We start from the raw sequence: 18,153 nt of genomic DNA, 5'->3' as shown, positions 1-18,153 counted from the left end.
GTGGAATCGACATGCTGGACATGGTTGACACGGATGCGACAGGCATCCGGGATGCGGGAGGCCGGGACATGGCAGAGCCGAGGATCTTCACGTCCGCCGAGGAACTCAAGGCGGCGGTGGGCGAGCAGCTGAGCCACAGCGACTGGCTGGAGGTCGACCAGAAGCGGATCGACCTGTTCGCCGAGGCGACCGGCGACCATCAGTGGATCCACGTCGACCCCGAGAAGGCCGCGGCCGGCCCGTTCGGCACGACCATCGCCCACGGCTATCTGACCCTGTCGCTGCTGCCTCTCCTGGTCCCCCAGGTCCTCAAGGTCGACAACGTCAAGATGGGCGTCAACTACGGCACCAACAAGGTCCGTTTCCCCGCGCCGGTGCCGGTCGGTTCCCGGGTGCGCGCCACGGCGACCCTCCAGGAGGTCACGGAGGCCGGCGGCGGCGTGCAGGTCACGGCCGCGGTCGTCGTGGAACGCGAGGGCGGGGACAAGCCGGTGTGCGTGGCGGAGTCGGTGTCCCGGTACTACTTCTGAGACCCGGCGGGCCCTGGTCCCGAGTCCCGGCGAAGGGGGCGGCGCGTGATCTGTCCGTTGCCGCCACCCCCGCCGGGACCGCTCACACGGGCCCGCCGGGACCGCTCACGCGGGAGCCACGGCTCGGCCGGTCTGCGGTGAGATCATCCCGGAGCACAGACCACGGGCGGCCAGCGCCTGGGCGATGCGCGGGATCGCGGCGAGCGTGTTGGCGGACCAGTCGTGCATGAGCATGATCTGGCCGCCTGTGAGCCGGGCGGCGGCCTGCACGATCGCGTCGCTGCCGGCGCCGTTCCAGTCCCGCGAGTCGACGTCCCAGATGATCTGGGTCAGTCCGTACCTGGCCGCGACCGCCCGCACCGTCGCGTTGGTCTCGCCGTACGGGGGACGGAAGAGCTTCGGTGTGCCGCCGCCCGCGCCCGCTATGGCCTGCTGGGTCCGGGCGATCTCCGAGTCGATCTGCGCCTGGCTCAGCCGGGTCAGGTGCGGGTGGGTGTAGCTGTGGTTGGCCACCCACATGCCGGCGGCGACCTGCGCCCGGACCAGGGAGGGGTTGGCGGCGGCGTACTGGCCCTGGTTGAACATGGTGGCCCGGAGCCCGTTCTGCCGGAGCGCGTTGAGCAGGGCCGACGTGTTGCCGGACGGGCCGTCGTCGAACGTCAGCCCGACATAGCCGGTGCAGGCGGCGGCCCGCGCCGGGGCGGCAGCGGCGGCCGTGAGCGCGAGAGGGACGACACTGGCCAATGCCGTCGCGACGACGGCCAACCGCTTTCCCAGGCGACGGAAGCGGCGGCTCGGTCCGGTGCTCACGGGGCCACCGTGATGGAGGAGTTGCCGCTGCTCCGGTAGCCCTCCGTGGCCATGATCATGTAGTACCGGAAGCTGCCGAGGGGCATGCCGGCACGGGCCCAGGCGTCGAAGTGGTTGCCGGTGGTGATGCTGCCGCCCGTCCGCTTCGACTGGCGGACGCTCCAGTACTGGTCGAAGGTACGGGTGCCCTCGACGGACGGGGCGTTGTACCGGGTCGTCTTGTAGATGTCGTACGTGCCGCCGTCGCTGGTGACCGTGCCCTTGTGCGTTCCCGTGGGCCGGTAGGTGCCCCAGTTGTCGACGATGTAGTACTCGATGAGCGGACTGGCGGTCCAGCCGTAGAGGGTCAGGTAGGCGTTGCCGGACGGATTGAACGAGCCCGAGTACCTCACGGTCCTGCGGGAGCCGTTGCTCCAGCCCTTGCCCGCGACGAAGTTCCCGGTGTTGCTCCAGGAGGTCCGGTAACTGCCGCCGGAGGACAGGGTCATGGAGACCGTGCCGGGGGCGTCGGTCCAGAACGAGTAGTAGAAGCCGTTGTCGGTGCCGGTCCGGTTGGTGGTGACGACCGTGTCCGCGTGGGCGGTGCCGGGCAGGGCCACCGCGGTGGCGGCGGCCAGCCCGGTCGCGCACAGACCGGTCATGAAGAGCCTGCGGCTCGGAGGTGGGGTGGGGATGGGTGCGGATGCGGGTGCGTCGTTCATACGCGCGCTGCCTCCTCGGGCTCGTGGGGTTCGCCCTGTCACCCGGGAGTGTTGGCCTGCTCCTGTCAACTGTCAATGGTTTCGGCATTGATCCCGAAACATTCGCGAGCTACACCAGCGATAACCCGTCAAGGGCTCCGGCAGGAGGATCAGGGGCCGGACCCCGATCCTCGAATGTTTCGAAGAAGGAGCCGATCGCCACGGTCACTTCTTCGCGTTCACCATGCGCAGCACGAGGTCCGCGTAGAGGGCTCCGACCTCGTCGGGGGTGCGGGGGCCGTTGACGTTGAACCAGCGGGCCACGTCGATGCAGAGGGAGAGGATGGCGATGGTGGTGCCGCGGACGTCGGGGACGTCGAAGTCGCCGGTGGCGACGCCGTCCTCGATGATGCCGCGCACGGCCGCGTCGTTCTGGCGGCGGAGGGTGACGATCTCGGCGCGGGCGTCGGGGCCGAGGGCGTCGAGCTCGTACTGGACTACGCGGGCGACGGTGTGCTGCCCGGCGTGCCAGCGGACGAAGGAGCGTACGGCCTCGGCGAGGCGGTCGGCCGGGGTGCCCTCACCCTCGGCCGCCGTGCGCAGCACGTCGAGCGCCTTCTCGTGGCCGATGCGGCTGATCCGGTGGAGCAGCTCTTCCTTGGTCTTGTAGTGGATGTACAGCGCGGCGGGGCTCATGCCCGCGCGGCTCGCGATGTCACGGGTCGTCGTGGCGTGATAGCCGCGCTCGGCGAAGGCCTCCACGGCGGCCACCAGCAGCCGCCGGGCCGCGTCCGGGTTGACCTCGCCCCACGGCTGCGGTTCGCCGCCGGCCGTCTCCTCCGCCGTACTCATCGCTCGTTCGCCCCTTCCGATGGCTGGGCACCACCATACCGCCGAAAGGTGAGCGAGCGCTTAGAAGCCCCGCTCAGGGCTGTGCGGCCCAGCTCCGTGCGGGGCCGGGGCTGTCAGAGCTTCTCGAAGGGGTCGTGCTCCGCGAGGAGCTTCTCCAGCCTGGCCTGGTCGACCCGGCTGACGATCTGCCCGGCCTCCTGGCGGTCGCGGATCACTTTGGCGAGGGTGAAGGACGACGTCACCAGGTAGAGGACAGCGATGGCCAGGAAGGAACGGACCCAGACATTGGCGTCCAGGTTGTAGATGCCGACGGTGGTGGCTGCCATGGCGACGATGAAGGAGGCGACGGCCTGGCCGTAGAAGGCCGCCGTGCTCTGCTGCTTGACCGGTGTCTCACTCATGGGGACATGGTTCGGCAGATGTGGCCGGGACCACATCCGTTCGGATACTCAGATCCGCGCCGGGGCGGGCCCGGTGTACTCAGAACGCCGACACGCCGGTCAGCGCGCGCCCGATGAGCAGTTTCTGGATCTGGCTGGTGCCCTCGTAGAGGGTCATCACGCGGGCGTCGCGCAGGAGTTTGCCGGCCGGGTACTCGTCGATGTAGCCGTAGCCGCCGAAGACCTGGAGGGCGTTGTTCGCGGCGCGGACGGCGGCCTCGGAGGCGAAGAGCTTGGCCTTGCTCGCCTCGGTGGCGAAGGGCTGTCCCCGGTCGACGAGGTCGGCGACGCGCCAGGTGAGCAGCCGCGCGGCGTCGACGTCGACCGCGATGTCGCTGATGAGCTCCTGGACGAGCTGGTGATGGGCGATGGTTCTGCCGAACTGCTCGCGCTCGGTGGCGTACCGGACCGCCGCGTCCAGCGCGGCCTGGGCGATGCCCACGCAGCCGGCCGCGACCGACATCCGGCCCTTGGCGAGCGCGGACATGGCGACGGTGAAGCCCTTGCCCTCCGGGCCGAGCAGGGCGGAGGCGGGGACACGGACGCCCTCCAGGACCAGTTCGGCGGTGGCCTGGCCGCGCAGGCCGAGCTTGCCGTGGATCGTGCGGCGGGTCAGGCCGGGGGTGTCGGTGGGGACGAGGAAGGCCGAGATGCCCTGGTGGCCGGGGGCGTCGGTGGAGCAGGCGAAGAGGAGGACGACATCGGCCCAGGTGCCGTTCGTGATGAACATCTTGGTGCCGTCGATGACGTAGTCGTCACCGTCGCGGACCGCGCGGGTGGCGAGGTTGCCCGCGTCGGAGCCGGTGCCGGGTTCGGTGAGGCCGAAGCAGCCGACGTACTCCCCCGCCGTGAGCCCCGGCAGCCAGCGGCGCTTGTGCTCCTCGTCGCCCCAGGCCGCGATCGTCTTCGCGACCAGGCCGAGGGAGACGGAGACGATGCCGCGCACGGAGGAGTCTCCCCGGCCGAGCTCCTCGGTGACCAGGCAGTACGCGAGGTGGTCGCCGCCGGAGCCGCCGTACTCCTCGTCGACGGTGAGCCCCAGGAAGCCGACCTCGCCGAGCTTCTTTACGACGGACCGGTCGACGTTCTCGGCGCGGTCCCAGGCGATGACGTGCGGGGCGATCTCGCGCTCCACGAAGTCCCGCGCGAGCCGGCGTACGGCGGTCTGCTCCTCGCTGAGCTCCAGGTTCATGCCACCTCGCCCTTCGACCCTGTCTCTTTAAACCTTAAATTACCACTGCTAGTTTTATCTCCGCAGCCCTACTATGTGCGCCATGGCCCGACCGCGCAAGCCCCTGTTGAGCACCGACCGCATCGTGGAGACGGCACGGGAGTTGGTGGACGCGGAGGGGCTCGCGGCCCTCTCGACGCGGCGGCTCGCGGCCGAGCTGGGGGTGAGCGGGCCCTCCCTCTACAACCACTTCCGGACCATGGACCAGATCCTGGAGGCCGTCGCCGACTCGGTGAGCGAGCGGGTCGACCTGTCGATGTTCGAGGACGGACGGCACTGGCGGACCGCGCTGCACGACTGGGCCGTCTCGTATCGGGCCGCCCTGCGCGACCACCCCAACATCGTGCCGATCCTCGCGCGGGGGCCCGGGCGGCGGCCGGCGGGGCTCCGGGTGGCCGACGTGGTGTTCGGCGCCATGGTCGAGGCGGGGTGGCCCGCCGCGCAGGCCACGTCCATCGGGGCGTTGATGCGGTACTTCATCATGGGGTCCGCGATCGGCTCGTTCGCCGGGGGGTTCGTGGACGACGAGAGCGCGTACGACCCGGCCGACTATCCGCATCTCGGGCAGGCCCATCTGCTGGCGGACCAGCAGGAGAAGGTGGACGAGCGGGCGTTCGAGGTGGGATTGAGGGCGTTGCTGGACGGGTTGGAGCAGCAGTACGCGCAGGTCGGGCCCCGATAGGGGCGCGCGGAACCACGCGACCAGCCACGAACGCGCCCAGGAGGCGGTGCCCGGCGCCGGAGCGCGGCCCCGGACGAGGTTCCGGAACCGCGCCCAGGGCCGCCCGCGCGAGGGCTGGGGCTGGGGCCGGAGAGGAGCTAACCCTCCGCCCGTGAACTCGCCCTCCCCGCGAGGATCTTGATCGACACGAGGGCGATCACCGAGAGGCCGATGATGTAGGCGGACACCGACAGGGACGTGCCGGTGGCCTCCAGGAGGAGGACCATCAGGAACGGGGCGAGGCCGCCGCCGAGGACCGCCGCGATCTGGTAGCCGAGGGACGCGCCCGTGTACCGCATCTCGGGGGTGAACAGCTCGGCGAAGAGGGCGGCTTGGGGCCCGTACATGATGCTGAGGAAGCAGCTGGCGACGAACGTGCCGACGGCGAGCCACAGCAGGGAGCCGGTGTCGATGAGCAGGAACAGCGGGACGGCCCACAGGGCGATGCCGGCCGCGCCGAACGCGTAGATCCGGATGCGGCCGACGCGGTCGGAGAGGGCCGCGGCGGCGGGGATGAGGATCAGCTGGGTGAGGCTGACGCAGAGGGAGACCGCGAGGACCGCGCCGCGCTTCATGTCGAGTTCGCGGGTGGTGTAGTCGAGGACACCGGTGATGAGGATGTAGAAGGTCGCGGTGTTCACGGCGAAGGAGCCGCCGGCCAGGAAGACCGTGCCGAGATGACCGCGCAGGATCGTCCTGAGCGGGGAGCTCTTCTCGCCCTTCTCCTTCTCCGCCAACGCCCGTTCAGCCGCCCGGAATTCGGGGGTCTCCTCGACATGGCGGTGGATGTACCAGGCGAGGCCGAGCACGAACAGGCCGACCAGGAAGGGCACGCGCCAGCCCCAGGCGGAGAAGGCCGAGTCGCTGGTGGCGGCGCCCACGACGAGGAACATCGTGTTGGCGCTCACCACACCGATGGGGACGCCGAGTTGGACGAAGCTGCCGTACACCCCGCGCTTGCCCTCGGGGGCGTACTCGGTGGCCAGCAGCATCGCGCCGCCCCACTGGGCGCCGACTGCGACGCCCTGGGCGACACGGAGGAGGACGAGCAGGATCGGAGCGGCGATCCCGATCGTCTGGTACGTGGGGAGGAGACCGATGCCGGTGGTGGCCAGGCCCATCAGGGTGAGGGCGAGGACCAGCATGGGCTTGCGGCCGCGTTTGTCGCCGAGGTGACCGGCGACGACTCCGCCGACGGGACGGGCGAGGAAGCCCACGGCGAAGGTGGCGAACGCCGCGAGGACCCCGGCGGAGGGGCTGCCCGCCGGGAAGTAGAGGTCGCCCAGGACGAGGGCCGCGGCTATGCCGAAGACGAAGTAGTCGTACCACTCCACGGCCGAGGCGAGCGCCGCGGCGGTGGCGACCTTGCGGTGGCTCGGGGGGCGGGCGGTGGTGACGGGAGCGGGAGCGGTGTCCATACGTGCACACTCCGGTGGGTGCGGGGACGTTCCCGGGAACGTACTGACCGGACGGTATGTAGGTCAACGGTCGTGCACGATGAGTTCGCGTGGAGGTGGGGCGGGGCGGGTTCTTCGGCTGCGGGTGCGTGAGAACCGCGCGAGCGACCACGGATCACCCGCACCGAATCAGAACGTCACCAGTGCCCGGCCGCCCTTGCCCGCGCGCATGTTGTCGAAGGCCGCCGGGATGCCGTCCAGGGAGATGCGGTCGGTCACCAGGACACCGAGGTCCAGGCGCCCCCCACGGATGTGGTCCGCGAGGACCGGGACGTCGCGGGCCGGGTCGGAGTTGCCGTAGACGCAGCCGGAGAGGGTGCGGCCCCAGTGGAAGAGTTCCAGCGCGTTGAAGGTGACCTGCTGGTCCTTGCCGCCGATGCCGACGACCGTGGTGCGGCCGCCGCGCCGGGTCGACTCCCAGGCCGCCCGGATGGTGACCGCGCGGCCGACACACTCCACGGCGACGTCCACGCCCTGCTTGCCGGTCAGGGCCCGGATCTCGCGGGCGGTGTTCTCGGAGGCGACGACGTACTCGGTGGCCCCCGCCGCACGGGCCGGCTCATCCTTCGCCGGGGAGACGTCCACGGCGACGATCCGCGACGCCCCCGCGATCCGCGCCGCCTGCAGCGCGGCCAGCCCGACCCCGCCCGCCCCGAACACGGCGACGGTCTCGCCCTCCCGGACCCGCGCCGAGTGGTGGACCGCGCCGTAGCCGGTGAGGACGGCGCAGCCGAGCAGGGCCGCGTCGGCGAGCGGGACGCCGTCCGGGGCGGGGAGCACACAGCCGGCGGCCACGACCGTCTCCTCCGCGAACGCGGCCACGTTCAGACCGGGGTGGAGGTCGACGCCGTCGCAGGCGCGCCGGGCGTACACGTTCCCGGTGCCGAGCAGCGCGTTCGCGCACAGCCACACCTCGCCGAGCGAGCAGGCGTGACAACTGCCACAGGAAGGCGCCCAGTTGAGGACGACACCGTCACCGGGCGAGACATGGGTGACCCCGTCGCCGACCGCGAGGACCGTCCCCGCGCCCTCGTGGCCGAGCACGGCGGGCACCGGCACCAGCATCGTGCCGTCGGACAGCGACAGGTCGGAGTGGCAGACGCCGGTGGCGGCGAGCCGCACCCGGACCTGGCCGGGCCCGGGGTCCGGCAGCTCGATCTCGGTGATCTCCAACGCAGCACCGACGGCGGGCAGTACGGCAGCGCGAACGGCCATGGGGACTCTCCTACTGAGGCTACGACTACGACTCGCCTGGCAACGGTCAGAACTGAAGGGACTTGGTCTGCAGGTACTCGGTCAGACCGTGCGCGCCGAGTTCGCGGCCCACGCCCGACTGCTTGTAACCGCCGAACGGGGCCAGCGGGTTGAAGCGGCCGCCGTTGATGTCGACCTGGCCGGTGTCCATGCGGCGGGCGAAGGCGACGGCCTCGGTGTCGTCGCCGGCCCAGACGGCGCCGGCCAGTCCGTAGACCGTGCCGTTGGCGATCCGCAGGGCGTCGTCCTCGTCCTCGTAGCGGAGGATCGACAGGACCGGACCGAAGATCTCCTCCTGGGCGATGGTCATCTCCGGAGTCACGTCGGCGAAGACGGTGGGGCTGACGAAGTAGCCCTGCTCACGCGGGGATTCGGGGCCACCGGCGATCAGGCGGGCGCCCTCCGCCACGCCCTTCTCGATGTAACCCCGCACCCGCTCCCGCTGCTTGGCGTTGACGAGCGGGCCGATGCGGTCGCCGTACTGCGCGGCGGCCTCGGCGGCCAGCTCGACGGCCTCGTCGTACTGGGAGGTGTGGACGAGCATGCGGGTCCAGGCGCTGCACGTCTGGCCCGAGTTGGACATGACGTTCGCGACACCGACGCCGACCGCCTTGGCCAGGTCGGCGCTCGGGAGGATCACGTTGGCCGACTTGCCGCCGAGTTCCAGGGCGACCTTCTTGACGGCGGCGCCGGCGGTCGCGGCGATGCGCCGGCCCACCGCCGTGGAACCGGTGAAGGAGACCAGGTCGACGCCGTCGTGCTCGGCGAGGGCCTGCCCCGCGACCGGGCCGAGTCCGGTGACCAGGTTGAACACCCCTGCGGGTACGCCCGCCTCGTGCACGGCCTCCGCGAAGAGCTGCGCGGTCAGCGGAGTGTCCTCGGCGGGCTTCAGCACGACCGTGCAGCCCGCGGCGAGGGCGGGGGCCACCTTGGCGACGATCTGGTGGAGCGGGTAGTTCCAGGGGGTGATCGCCCCGACGACACCGATGGGCTCGTGGTGGATGGTCGAGTTGCCGACCTTCTCCTCGAAGGCGTGCTTCGCGGCCAGTTCGGCGTACGAGCCGGCGACCGCGACCGGCAGGTCCGCGTGCACCCTCCGGGAGAACGGCAGCGGCGAGCCGAGTTCCGCCGTCACCGTCTCGGCGATCTCCTCGCGGCGCGCGGCGAGCGCGTCACGCAGCGCGCCGATGATCGCGCCCCGCTCGGCGGGCGGGGTCGCGGCCCAGCCGGGGAGGGCGGCGCGGGCGGCGCGTACGGCGGCGTCGACGTCCTCGGCGGTGCCCGCGGGGACCCGGCCGATCACCTGCTCGTCGGCCGGGTTCACGACCTCGATGGTGTCGGTCCCGGCGGCGGGCCGCCAGGTACCGCCGATGTACATGCCGTCGTGTGCCTTCATCGTGCTGCCTCCCGGGCGGGCCGTGTCGTCCGCCCCAAAAACTAGCCCTGATAGTTTTCCGGCACCAGAGCATCGGGCAGTGAGCCAGGACTCGTCACAGGACGCGTCACATGGCTCGTCACAGGACGCACCACATGACTCGCCGCCGGACTCGTCACCGGCCTCAGAAGTCGACCCGCGTGCCGTCGTCGACCCGGGCCACCGCCTCCTGGGCGAACTCCTTGCGGTAATCGGCCCGGATCTCCTCGATCTTCCGGTCGCTCGCGGTGGCAGCCGACACCGGATACAGCAGGATCAGCTCGTACGACCGTTCCTTCTCGATGGTCCCGCTCGCGTCCCGCCACTGCCCGTGCCCCTCCTGCACGGTCAGCCCGTCCGGGAAGCCCGGCGTGACCTCCCGGTCGACGAAGTCCGTGAACTGCTCGTCGGTGACGGCCGGACCACCGTCGGGCCGCTCGGTGCCGAAGAAGAGCCGGGTCTCGACGTACGGCGTCCCGCGGGCCGGGGCGGCCACGGAACCGGTGGTACCGGCCTCACCAGGGGAGGCGTCCTCGGTGAACGCCGCGTACGCGGTCGGGGCGCCGACGGCCAGCAGACAGACGGCGGCGGCCACTGGGGCCCGGGTACGGGTGGAGTCGAAGCGCGAGGTCATGCCCCACCTGTAACGGGGTCAGCGCCTCCGGGCCGTCGGCCGCGCCGGGGCCGGGCCGTGTGTGCGTCCGTACGCCCTTACGGCTCCCCGGCGCCCGGGGCACGCGCCTCAGCGCGCCGGTTCACGGCTTGCGCGCGGGTTCCCGGGTCGCGGTGAGGTGGGCGAAGACGACGACGTTGCTGGCGTAGCCCTTCCGCCGGTCGTACACCCCGCCGCAGGTGATCAGACGCAGCTCGGGCCGATTGCGGTGGCCGTACACCTCCTTGTCGGGGAAGCGGTCCTTCTCGTACGTCTTCACGGCGTCCACCGTGTAGACGGCGATGCGTCCGTCGGCCCGCCGGACCTCCACGGTGCGGCCGGGCTTGATCATCCCCAGCGCGGCGAAGACGGCGGGACCGGTCCGGGTGTCCCGGTGACCGACGACGACCGCGGTGCCGGGCCCCCCGGGCGCGGGCCCCTCCGCGTACCAGCCGACCGTCTTGGGCTTGTCGTCCGGGGGCGCGGGCAGCCGCCGCCGGCTGTCGAGGTGGAGTTCCATCACCGGGGCCTTGATACCGAGGTACGGGACGGTGACGGTCTTCGCCGGGGAGGACGGGAGCGTACGGGGCCCGGCGGGCCGCTTCGGCTCGATCGGCCTGGTGGGCGCGGGTCTCACGGGGTCGGCGGGCGTCGACCTGGCGGGAGACGTGGGCGTGGGTCGCGTGGGCTCGGCGGGCACCGGCCTCGTGGGGCCGGTGACGTCCGGTGCCGTGGGGCCGGTGGGGTTCGGCGCCGTGAGGTCGGTGGGATCCAGTGCCGTGGGGCCGAAAGGTGTGGACCGCGTCGGCCGGGCGGGCGTCGGGCTCGCCCAGCCGGTCCGCCCCGGCCACTCGCTCGGGTCCGTCCACCGCCTCGGCTCCATCCGCTCACTCGGCTCCGTCCGTTCCGTCCGCTCGGCAGGGGTGGCCGGTTCGGCAGGTGTCGTCGTCGGGGCGGCGGTACGGGAGGGTGCCTCGGGAGACGGCGGTGAGAAGTACTGGGCCGCCGGGTCGCGTGGTGCCCCCGCACCACGCGACCCGGCGTCGGCCCAGGCGGAGCCGGCCTCGGCGGAATCGGTCCGCTCGTCGTCCTCCGCCAGATGGACGCCGCCCACCACCAGGGCCACGGTCATCACGACCGTCCGCGTCAGGCGGTAGGCGCGCGTCCGGTACCAGGGCCTCGGCCGGCGTCTACGCCGCGCCATCGGCGCGACGCCGGCGCAGCCGCAGGTAGGTCACTCCCCCGACCGCGACGAGGCCCACGGCGGCCGCGCCGGCGACCGGCGAGAAGTCCTGGGTGAGGGCGAGACCGCCGCCGCCGGCCGGGACAGCGCCTTCGGGACCGGCGAGCGGGCAGTTGACGTTGAGGGTCCGGGTCCCTTCGTCCAGCGGCGCCCCGACCGTCCTCCAGGTCAGCACATAGTCCCCGTTGGGAAGCCGCGCCGCGTTCTCGGGCGCCACGGGCGTACTGTGCCCGCTGCCGTTCTCCTCGAGCGTGATCTCACCGGAGGCGATCGGGTCGGTGGCCCGTGAAGGGGGCTGCCTGTCGATCGTCCAGCTGATGCGCCCCGGCGGCGTGTCGGGTGTGGGGAAGTTGAAGGCGGCGAGGTAGAAGTCGCAGACCAGCGGCTGGTTGAGCTGGTTGTCGAACGGGAAGCCCACCTTGTGGATCACGACGTCGGGGTCGCCCGGGGCGGCGACGGCGGCCGGTGCCGTGATCAGGCTGGCTCCCGTGACGGTGAGTGCCGCGAGGACGGCGGCGGCACTCGCGCGCACTCCGGCGGGGCGCGGGCGGGACGAGGTGGACATGCAGAACCTCCGAGTCAGACGATTTTCACACAAATCGCTCTTTCGCCTGACTCTCTGTCACATCACACCGGGTCCGGGGGGAGCCGCGCCCGACGCCCCGTCAGATATCCCCCTTACGGCCCAGGGAGACCCCGGGCTGCGGACTCTCGCCCTGCGTCTTCTCCGGCTCGCCGCTCCCCCGCCCCGGCTGCGCCGGCGAGCGCAGGGCGATGCCCGACGACACCAGCAGCAGGACGCCGAGCATCACGAACGGCGCGGCCACGCCCGCGACACCGGCGATCAGTCCCGCGGCGGCCGGTGCCCCGGCCTGCCCCAGCCGGTTTCCCGTGAGCCTCAGCGCGAGGGCGGTGGAACGGGCGTCGGCCGGCGCGGCCTGCACCACCGTCGTCATGGACAGCGGCTGCCCGGCCCCGAGGCAGAACCCGAGGGCGGCGAGGATCAGGGCCAGCGCCCACACCGGCACGGGCAGCGCGATCCCGGCGCACAGCACGGCGCCCAGCGCACAGGTGACGGTGAGCAGTGCGGTCCGGCCGAGCAGCCGCAGCATGGGCGTCATCACCAGACGGCACGCGATGGTGGCCGCCGCGCGCAGGCTCAGCAGGAGACCGATCACCGAGGGAGCGATGCCCCGGTGCTCGCCGACCACCGGCAGATACGCGGTGAGGATGTCGGTCGCCGACAGCACGGCGAGGCTGATGAAGATGCCTCCCGGCACTCCCCTGGTGCGGAGTATGCGGTGTACGGGCACCCGCTTGCCCTGCGCCGTACGGGACTTGGGCTCAACCGGCCGCTCTATCCGCCACAGCGAGGTGAACGCGACCGCCGCGCCCGCGCCCGCGACCACCAGCGCCAGGGCGCTCGTACGGGCCATGTCCGGGCCGCCGATCAGGGCGCCCGCGGCGATCGGGCCGACCAGTTGGCCGAGGGAGGCGCCGATGGTGAAGTGGCCGAAGTTGCGGTCGTGTTCGTGCGGGGCGGACTGGCGGGCGACCAGGGACTGGGCGCCGATCACGAAGGAGAGGTGGCCGAGGCCCATCACACCGCTCCACAGGGCCATCGCCACCAGGGAGTTCGCGAGGCCGCTCAGCACACAGCCGCCCGCTATGAGGACGACGCCCACGGGCAGCAGGGGCGCGCATCGGCCCTGGTCGGTTCGGCGGCCGAGCGGGACGGCGGCGAACAGCGGGAGCAGGGCGTAGACCCCCGCGATCACGCCGACCGCCCGCTCGTCGGCGCCCAACGCGAGGGCCCGGTAGGACACGGCGGGCCGTGCCATCGACACCGCCCCCTGCGCGAAGCTGAAGGCGATGACGAGGCGGAGCAGCCAGCCGCGGTTCCTACCGGGCCTCACGATGCGGGTCCTCCTTGAGGAAGTTCACGCCGGTGCGAGCGAACTTCGCTCCGGGGCGGGGGAGTCGGGCTCCACGGTTCAGATGATGCCGAACAGTACGCCCGCCGCGAGGATGATCAGCGAGGTCGCGGCCGCCCACTTCACCACGAACTTGGTGTGGTCGCCGAACTCGACCTTCGCCATACCCACCAGCACGTACACGGCCGGCACGAGCGGGCTCGACATGTGCAGCGGCTGACCGACGAGGGAGGCGCGGGCGATCTCCAGCGGCGAGACCCCGTGCGCGGCGCCCGCCTCGGCGAGGACCGGCAGGACACCGAAGTAGAAACCGTCGTTGGACATGAAGTAGGTGAGCGGCAGGCTCAGGAAGCCGGTGACGAGGGCCATGTGCGGGCCCATGCCGGAGGGGATGCCGTCGACGATCCACTTGGCCATCGAGTCGACCATGCCGGTGCCCTGGAGGACGCCGGTGAAGACGGCGGCGGCGAAGACCATGCCGGAGACGTTGAGGACGTTGTCGGCGTGGGCGGCCAACCGGGCCTTCTGGTCGGGGATGTTCGGGAAGTTCACCGTCAGGGCGAGCGCGGCACCGAGGATGAACAGCACCGGGATCGGCAGCAGTTCCATGATCATGGCGGTGAGCAGCGCGACCGTGAGCAGCGCGTTGAACCAGTACAGCTTGGGGCGCAGCGTCGGGCGGTTGGGGTCCAGGCCCTGGAGACGGACGTCGTCCGCGTCGTCGTCCGCCGGGTCCTCGGCGTCGGTGCCGGATCCCGCGCCGCCGGTGGTCTTCGTCGTACGGGCCTTGTCGTCACCGGAGCCGGCGGCGGAGGCGGACGAGGCGCCCGCGCCGACGAGGACGGTCTCCTCGGTCTCCGACTTCTCCTCGTCCTTGACGATCTTCTCCTGCTCCAGCACCTCGTCGAGGCTCAGCACACCGAGGCGCTTGCGCTCCCGCAGGCCGAGGCCGTAGGCGAGGATGAAGACGAAGAGCAGGCCGACGAGGAGCGCGGGGATCATCGGGACGAAGATGTCGCCGGCGTCGAGCTTGAGCGCGGTGGCGGCGCGGGCGGTCGGACCGCCCCAGGGCAGCGTGTTCATCACGCCGTTGGCGGTGGCGGCGACACCGGTCATGACGACCAGGCTCATCTTCAGGCGCTTGTACAGCGGATACATCGCCGAGACGGTGATCATGAAGGTGGTCGAACCGTCACCGTCCAGCGAGACGATCGCGGCGAGCAGGGCCGTGCCGACGACGATGCGCAGCGGGTCGGCCTTGCAGAACTTCAGGATGCCCCGGACGATCGGGTCGAAGAGACCGACGTCGATCATGAGGCCGAAGTAGACGATGGCGAACATCAGCATCGCGGCGGTGGGCGCGAGGTTGCCCACCCCCTCGATGACGTAGTCGCCGAGATGGGCTCCCTTTCCGACGAACACGCAGAAGAGTGCCGGGATCAGCACGAGCGCCGCGATCGGCGACATCTTCTTCATCATGATCAGGACCAGGAAGGTCGCGATCATGGCGAAGCCGAGGATGGTCAACATGTGGATACCTAACGTTCGCCCTTGAACTCCCACCAGGGCACCGGCGGTGCGACGACGTTAGGGCGGCTCCACAAGCGTTAACAAGACGTTGACATGCGAGCAATAAGCGCAGAACTCCAGGTCACAGCGTTGCGCCTGCTCGGGACAGCTCCACGGATATGCCATTGAGGACCGCGTTGCCGGACAGCGGGTCGAGCAGGGAGCCGTCGAGGAGCTGGTTGACGTTCACCCCCGGGTCGATCGCGGCATGGCTCATCCGGGTGCCGGGACGGTCGTGTCCCCAGCCGTGCGGAAGGCTCACGACACCGCGTCGTACGACGTCGGTGACCTCGGCGGGGGCGGTGACCTCTCCCCCGGCGCCCTTGATCCGTACGGCGTCCCCGTCGGCGATGCCGAGGCGTTCGGCGTCGTCGGGGTGGAGGTGCAGGGTGCAACGGTTGGTGCCGCCGGTGAGAGCGGGGATGTTGTGCAGCCAGCTGTTGTTGGACCGCAGATGCCGGCGGCCGATGAGGACGAGGCCGTCCGGGCGCTCCCGCAGGGCGGCGCGCAGCCTCGGCAGATCGTCGACGATCGGCCCCGGCAGCAGTTCGATCCTGCCGCTGACCGTCTTCAGCGGCTGGGGCAGACGCGGCTTCAGCGGCCCGAGGTCGATGCCGTGCGGGTGGGCGAGGAGCTTCTCCAGAGTCAGCCCGTCCTGATCGGCGCCGAATCCGTCGCCGTACGGGCCGAGGCGCAGCATCATGTCGAGCCGGCGCTCGGGGCCGGTGTCGCCGAGGAGTTGGGCGGCGAGTTCCTTCGGGTCGCGGCCGTGGACGGGTGAGTGGGGCTCCTTCACGGCCTTGCCCAGGGTCTGGCCGATGACCAGGTCGTCCACGGCGGACGGGTCGGCGCCGTGCATGCCGGTGGCGGCGAGGGTCAGCCGTGCGAGGATCTCCGTCTCGGACATGCGCCCGTCCTCCAGGGGGACGGCGGCGCGGTTGTAGCGGACCTGGTTGTGCACGGCGAAGGCGTTGAACGCGAAGTCGAAGTGCGGGGCCTGGGAGGGCGGGGGCGGCGGCAGGACGACGTCGGCGTGGCGGGCGGTCTCGCCCAGGTAGGGGTCGACGCTGACCATGAAGTCCAGCGAGTCGAGCGCCTTGTCGAGGCGGTCGCCGTCCGGTGCGGAGAGCACGGGGTTGGCGGCGACGGTGATGAGGGCACGGATCGGGCTGCCCTCGGGAGTGGCGGTGTCGATCTCCTCGGCGAGCGCGGACAGCGGCAGTTCGCCCTTGGCCTCGGGGTGGCCGCTGACCCGGCTGTGCCACCGGCCGAGCGCGAAGCCGCGGCCGGGCCCGGCGGGCCGGGGCGTCTTGTCGGTCGCCGACTGCGGGAAGAGGGCGCCGCCGGGCCGGTCGAGGTTGCCGGTGAGGATGTTGAGCACATCGACCAGCCAGCTGGCGAGGGTGCCGTGCGGGACGGTGCAGCTGCCGATGCGGCCGTAGACGGCGGCGGTGGGCGCGGCGGCCAGCTCGCGGGCCATCCCACGGATCGTGTCGGCGTCCACGTCACAGGCGTCGGCGACTCCCTCGGGCGTGAAGTCCCTTACGGTGGCGGCCAGTTCCTCGACGCCCCGCACATGTGGGGCGAGGTTCCCGAGGTCGACGAGGTCCTCCTCGAAGAGGACGTACGCCATCGCCGCGAGCAGCAGCGCGTCCGTGCCGGGGCGGATCGCCACGTGCCGGTCGGCGAGCTTGGCCGTACGGGTCAGGCGCGGGTCGACGACCGTGAGGGTGCCGCCGCGTGCCTTGAGGGCCTTGAGCTTGCCGGGGAAGTCGGGGGCGGTGCACAGACTGCCGTTGGACTCCAGGGGGTTGGCGCCGAGGAGCAGAAGGTGGTCGGTGCGGTCGAGGTCGGGCACGGGGATGGCGTGGGCGTCGCCGTAGAGCAGTCCGCTGGAGACGTGCTTGGGCATCTGGTCGACGGTGGAGGCGGTGAACAGGCTGCGGGTGCCGAGGCCGGCGAGGAGGACGGGCGGGTAGAGGGCGCCGGCCATGGTGTGGACGTTCGGGTTGCCGAGGACGACACCGACGGCGTGCGGTCCGTGCGCCTCGACGACGGGCCCGAGGCCGGCGGCGACGGCGTCGAAGGCCTCCTCCCAGGTGGCCTCCCGGAGCTCCCCGTCCTTGCGGACCAGTGGGGTGCGCAGCCGGTCGGGGTCCCCGTCGGCCGCCCCGAACGAGGCGCCCTTCGGGCAGATGAACCCCTTGCTGAACACATCGTCCCGGTCGCCGCGGGCCCCGGTCACCCGGGTCCCCTCGATGGTGAGGGTGAGCCCGCAGGTCGCCTCGCAGAGCGGGCAGACGCGCAGGGCGGTGCGGGAGTCGGTGGTGGTGGACACGGGTCCTCCCGGAGGGGCGGCGGCGACGGTGACGCTCGGACTGGGCCGCGTGCGTCACGGCACGCGGCACCGGGGCCGAGCATACCGACCGGTATGCACCGCGGGGAGGCCCCGCCGGGGGTCAAGTCGGGAAATCGCGGGGACCGGCGGCTCCGGCGTCAGTCCAGCACGCGTGCCAGATAGGCCCGGAGCAGTTCCCGCATCTCCTGGATGATCCGCTCGTCACCGTCCGGGGAGACCCGGAAGGCGAGATGGACGAGGGTGTCGGCGGTCTCGACGGCGATGAGGAACGTACGGCGCAGATCCTCGTCGGGGGTACGGTCGATGAACGCCGAGAGCAGTTCCGACAGTCGGTCGGCGACACGGTGGTTGGGTTCCTGGCGGCTGCCGCCGACGGGGATCTGGTTGCCGAAGTCGATGAGGGCGAAGCCGGGGGCGTTGCGCTTCATGTCGAGGTACTCGTCGAGGACGGCGTCCATCGCGGTGCGCCAGTCCCGTCCGCCCGTCGCCTCCAGGCGGCGGGTGACGCGGTCGGTGAAACGGTCCAGGTTGCGTTCGGCGAGCGCGTCGGCCATCGCGCGCTTGTTGCCGAAGAAGCGGTAGACGGAGCCGATGGGCACACCCGCGCGCAGCGCGACCGCGCGGGTGCTCAGCGCGTCGTAGCCCACCTCGTCGAGGAGGTCGGCGCAGGCGTCGAGGATCCTGGTCAGTCGTTCGGCACTGCGCCGCTGCACGGGTGCGCGGCGCAAGGAGGTCGCCTGGGACACGGGCTTCATGATGCCTTTCCGCCGAGGTCCGATGAGCTTCCGAATATCAGTACGGGCGGTACCGCCGCTCCCGCTCAGCCGTGGACGGACGAACGGCGCACATCCGCACGTCCACAGCCTGTCGGGAGAGTAGAGCACCGCACTGACAAGACGGATCCCCTCCCGGTCCGGTTCTCCCGCTCCGCCCGATGCACCCGATCTGTCGACGGCCTGCCGACGTCCGGTTGGCGTCCTGTCCCGTTCCGGTTGTCGTCCTGTCCC

17 protein-coding genes are annotated in these 18,153 nt (G+C 71.5%); 2 read left to right on the top strand and 15 right to left on the bottom strand.

Features of this window, described 5'->3' with window-relative positions:
- The first annotated feature begins 68 nt into the window (after window positions 1-68).
- Window positions 69-530, top strand: coding sequence for a MaoC family dehydratase (locus tag ACWD26_RS23285; RefSeq protein WP_451272975.1), 462 nt, complete (start codon window positions 69-71; stop codon window positions 528-530).
- A 105-nt stretch (window positions 531-635) separates the two neighbouring features.
- Here ACWD26_RS23285 and ACWD26_RS23280 read toward each other — a convergent pair whose 3' ends face one another.
- The 5 genes from ACWD26_RS23280 to ACWD26_RS23260 form a co-directional block, all read right to left on the bottom strand.
- Window positions 636-1,340 carry a polysaccharide deacetylase family protein gene (locus ACWD26_RS23280; RefSeq protein ID WP_451272973.1) on the bottom strand — a complete coding sequence of 235 codons (705 nt, stop codon included), beginning with the start codon at window positions 1,338-1,340 and terminating at the stop codon, window positions 636-638.
- A complete protein-coding gene (locus tag ACWD26_RS23275) occupies window positions 1,337-2,041 on the bottom strand; it encodes a glycoside hydrolase family 11 protein (RefSeq protein ID WP_451272971.1) in 705 nt (234 codons plus the stop codon). The genes ACWD26_RS23280 and ACWD26_RS23275 overlap by 4 nt, the downstream gene beginning before the upstream one ends.
- 204 nt (window positions 2,042-2,245) lie before the next feature.
- Window positions 2,246-2,872, bottom strand: a complete 627-nt coding sequence (locus ACWD26_RS23270; RefSeq protein WP_451272969.1) for a TetR/AcrR family transcriptional regulator — start codon at window positions 2,870-2,872, stop codon at window positions 2,246-2,248.
- Between the two features lie 113 nt (window positions 2,873-2,985).
- Window positions 2,986-3,273: a YiaA/YiaB family inner membrane protein gene (locus ACWD26_RS23265; protein WP_451272967.1), complete on the bottom strand. Its 288-nt coding sequence runs from the start codon at window positions 3,271-3,273 to the stop codon at window positions 2,986-2,988.
- 79 nt (window positions 3,274-3,352) lie between these two features.
- Window positions 3,353-4,504: an acyl-CoA dehydrogenase family protein gene (locus ACWD26_RS23260; protein WP_451272965.1), complete on the bottom strand. Its 1,152-nt coding sequence runs from the start codon at window positions 4,502-4,504 to the stop codon at window positions 3,353-3,355.
- A gap of 82 nt (window positions 4,505-4,586) precedes the next feature.
- Here ACWD26_RS23260 and ACWD26_RS23255 point away from each other — a divergent pair, with 82 nt between their 5' ends.
- Window positions 4,587-5,225 carry a TetR/AcrR family transcriptional regulator gene (locus tag ACWD26_RS23255; RefSeq protein ID WP_451272963.1) on the top strand — a complete coding sequence of 213 codons (639 nt, stop codon included), beginning with the start codon at window positions 4,587-4,589 and terminating at the stop codon, window positions 5,223-5,225.
- A gap of 137 nt (window positions 5,226-5,362) precedes the next feature.
- Here the strand turns inward: ACWD26_RS23255 and ACWD26_RS23250 are convergent, their stop codons facing one another.
- The 10 genes from ACWD26_RS23250 to ACWD26_RS23205 form a co-directional block, all read right to left on the bottom strand.
- Complete coding sequence (locus tag ACWD26_RS23250; protein WP_451272961.1) at window positions 5,363-6,682, bottom strand: MFS transporter; 1,320 nt, start codon at window positions 6,680-6,682, stop codon at window positions 5,363-5,365.
- A gap of 168 nt (window positions 6,683-6,850) precedes the next feature.
- A complete protein-coding gene (locus ACWD26_RS23245) occupies window positions 6,851-7,936 on the bottom strand; it encodes a Zn-dependent alcohol dehydrogenase (RefSeq protein WP_451272959.1) in 1,086 nt (361 codons plus the stop codon).
- Window positions 7,937-7,982: 46 nt separating this feature from the next.
- A complete protein-coding gene (locus ACWD26_RS23240) occupies window positions 7,983-9,371 on the bottom strand; it encodes an aldehyde dehydrogenase family protein (protein WP_451272957.1) in 1,389 nt (462 codons plus the stop codon).
- Between the two features lie 163 nt (window positions 9,372-9,534).
- Window positions 9,535-10,023 (bottom strand): DUF3574 domain-containing protein, encoded by a 489-nt coding sequence (locus tag ACWD26_RS23235; RefSeq protein ID WP_451272955.1) that lies wholly within the window; start codon window positions 10,021-10,023, stop codon window positions 9,535-9,537.
- A 121-nt stretch (window positions 10,024-10,144) separates the two neighbouring features.
- Window positions 10,145-11,245: a class F sortase gene (locus ACWD26_RS23230; RefSeq protein ID WP_451272953.1), complete on the bottom strand. Its 1,101-nt coding sequence runs from the start codon at window positions 11,243-11,245 to the stop codon at window positions 10,145-10,147.
- The gene (locus ACWD26_RS23225) at window positions 11,232-11,849 is read right to left on the bottom strand and encodes a hypothetical protein (protein ID WP_451272951.1); all 618 of its coding nucleotides are present in this window, start codon (window positions 11,847-11,849) and stop codon (window positions 11,232-11,234) included. The genes ACWD26_RS23230 and ACWD26_RS23225 overlap by 14 nt, the downstream gene beginning before the upstream one ends.
- Before the next feature lie 100 nt (window positions 11,850-11,949).
- Complete coding sequence (locus ACWD26_RS23220) at window positions 11,950-13,200, bottom strand: MFS transporter (RefSeq protein WP_451272949.1); 1,251 nt, start codon at window positions 13,198-13,200, stop codon at window positions 11,950-11,952.
- 78 nt (window positions 13,201-13,278) lie between these two features.
- Window positions 13,279-14,748, bottom strand: coding sequence for a CitMHS family transporter (locus tag ACWD26_RS23215; protein WP_451272947.1), 1,470 nt, complete (start codon window positions 14,746-14,748; stop codon window positions 13,279-13,281).
- Between the two features lie 121 nt (window positions 14,749-14,869).
- Window positions 14,870-17,125 carry a molybdopterin oxidoreductase family protein gene (locus ACWD26_RS23210; RefSeq protein ID WP_451272945.1) on the bottom strand — a complete coding sequence of 752 codons (2,256 nt, stop codon included), beginning with the start codon at window positions 17,123-17,125 and terminating at the stop codon, window positions 14,870-14,872.
- A gap of 158 nt (window positions 17,126-17,283) precedes the next feature.
- A complete protein-coding gene (locus tag ACWD26_RS23205) occupies window positions 17,284-17,901 on the bottom strand; it encodes a TetR family transcriptional regulator (protein WP_451272943.1) in 618 nt (205 codons plus the stop codon).
- Window positions 17,902-18,153 lie beyond the last annotated feature (252 nt).

Source organism: Streptomyces sp. NPDC002787 (genome assembly GCF_053592095.1).
The sequence above is the reverse complement of the archived record's forward strand: the minus strand, read 5'-3'. Positions and strand labels throughout refer to the sequence as shown.

What these genes read in the sequence shown, in the direction of transcription:
- ACWD26_RS23225 (WP_451272951.1), bottom strand. Translation starts at nt 11,849, where the DNA reads ATGTCCACCTCGTCCCGCCCGCGCCCCGCCGGAGTGCGCGCGAGTGCC.
- ACWD26_RS23245 (WP_451272959.1), bottom strand. Translation starts at nt 7,936, where the DNA reads ATGGCCGTTCGCGCTGCCGTACTGCCCGCCGTCGGTGCTGCGTTGGAG.
- ACWD26_RS23215 (WP_451272947.1), bottom strand. Translation starts at nt 14,748, where the DNA reads ATGTTGACCATCCTCGGCTTCGCCATGATCGCGACCTTCCTGGTCCTG.
- ACWD26_RS23275 (WP_451272971.1), bottom strand. Translation starts at nt 2,041, where the DNA reads ATGAACGACGCACCCGCATCCGCACCCATCCCCACCCCACCTCCGAGC.
- ACWD26_RS23205 (WP_451272943.1), bottom strand. Translation starts at nt 17,901, where the DNA reads ATGAAGCCCGTGTCCCAGGCGACCTCCTTGCGCCGCGCACCCGTGCAG.
- ACWD26_RS23250 (WP_451272961.1), bottom strand. Translation starts at nt 6,682, where the DNA reads ATGGACACCGCTCCCGCTCCCGTCACCACCGCCCGCCCCCCGAGCCAC.
- ACWD26_RS23255 (WP_451272963.1), top strand. Translation starts at nt 4,587, where the DNA reads ATGGCCCGACCGCGCAAGCCCCTGTTGAGCACCGACCGCATCGTGGAG.
- ACWD26_RS23230 (WP_451272953.1), bottom strand. Translation starts at nt 11,245, where the DNA reads ATGGCGCGGCGTAGACGCCGGCCGAGGCCCTGGTACCGGACGCGCGCC.
- ACWD26_RS23270 (WP_451272969.1), bottom strand. Translation starts at nt 2,872, where the DNA reads ATGAGTACGGCGGAGGAGACGGCCGGCGGCGAACCGCAGCCGTGGGGC.
- ACWD26_RS23260 (WP_451272965.1), bottom strand. Translation starts at nt 4,504, where the DNA reads ATGAACCTGGAGCTCAGCGAGGAGCAGACCGCCGTACGCCGGCTCGCG.
- ACWD26_RS23235 (WP_451272955.1), bottom strand. Translation starts at nt 10,023, where the DNA reads ATGACCTCGCGCTTCGACTCCACCCGTACCCGGGCCCCAGTGGCCGCC.
- ACWD26_RS23265 (WP_451272967.1), bottom strand. Translation starts at nt 3,273, where the DNA reads ATGAGTGAGACACCGGTCAAGCAGCAGAGCACGGCGGCCTTCTACGGC.
- ACWD26_RS23285 (WP_451272975.1), top strand. Translation starts at nt 69, where the DNA reads ATGGCAGAGCCGAGGATCTTCACGTCCGCCGAGGAACTCAAGGCGGCG.
- ACWD26_RS23240 (WP_451272957.1), bottom strand. Translation starts at nt 9,371, where the DNA reads ATGAAGGCACACGACGGCATGTACATCGGCGGTACCTGGCGGCCCGCC.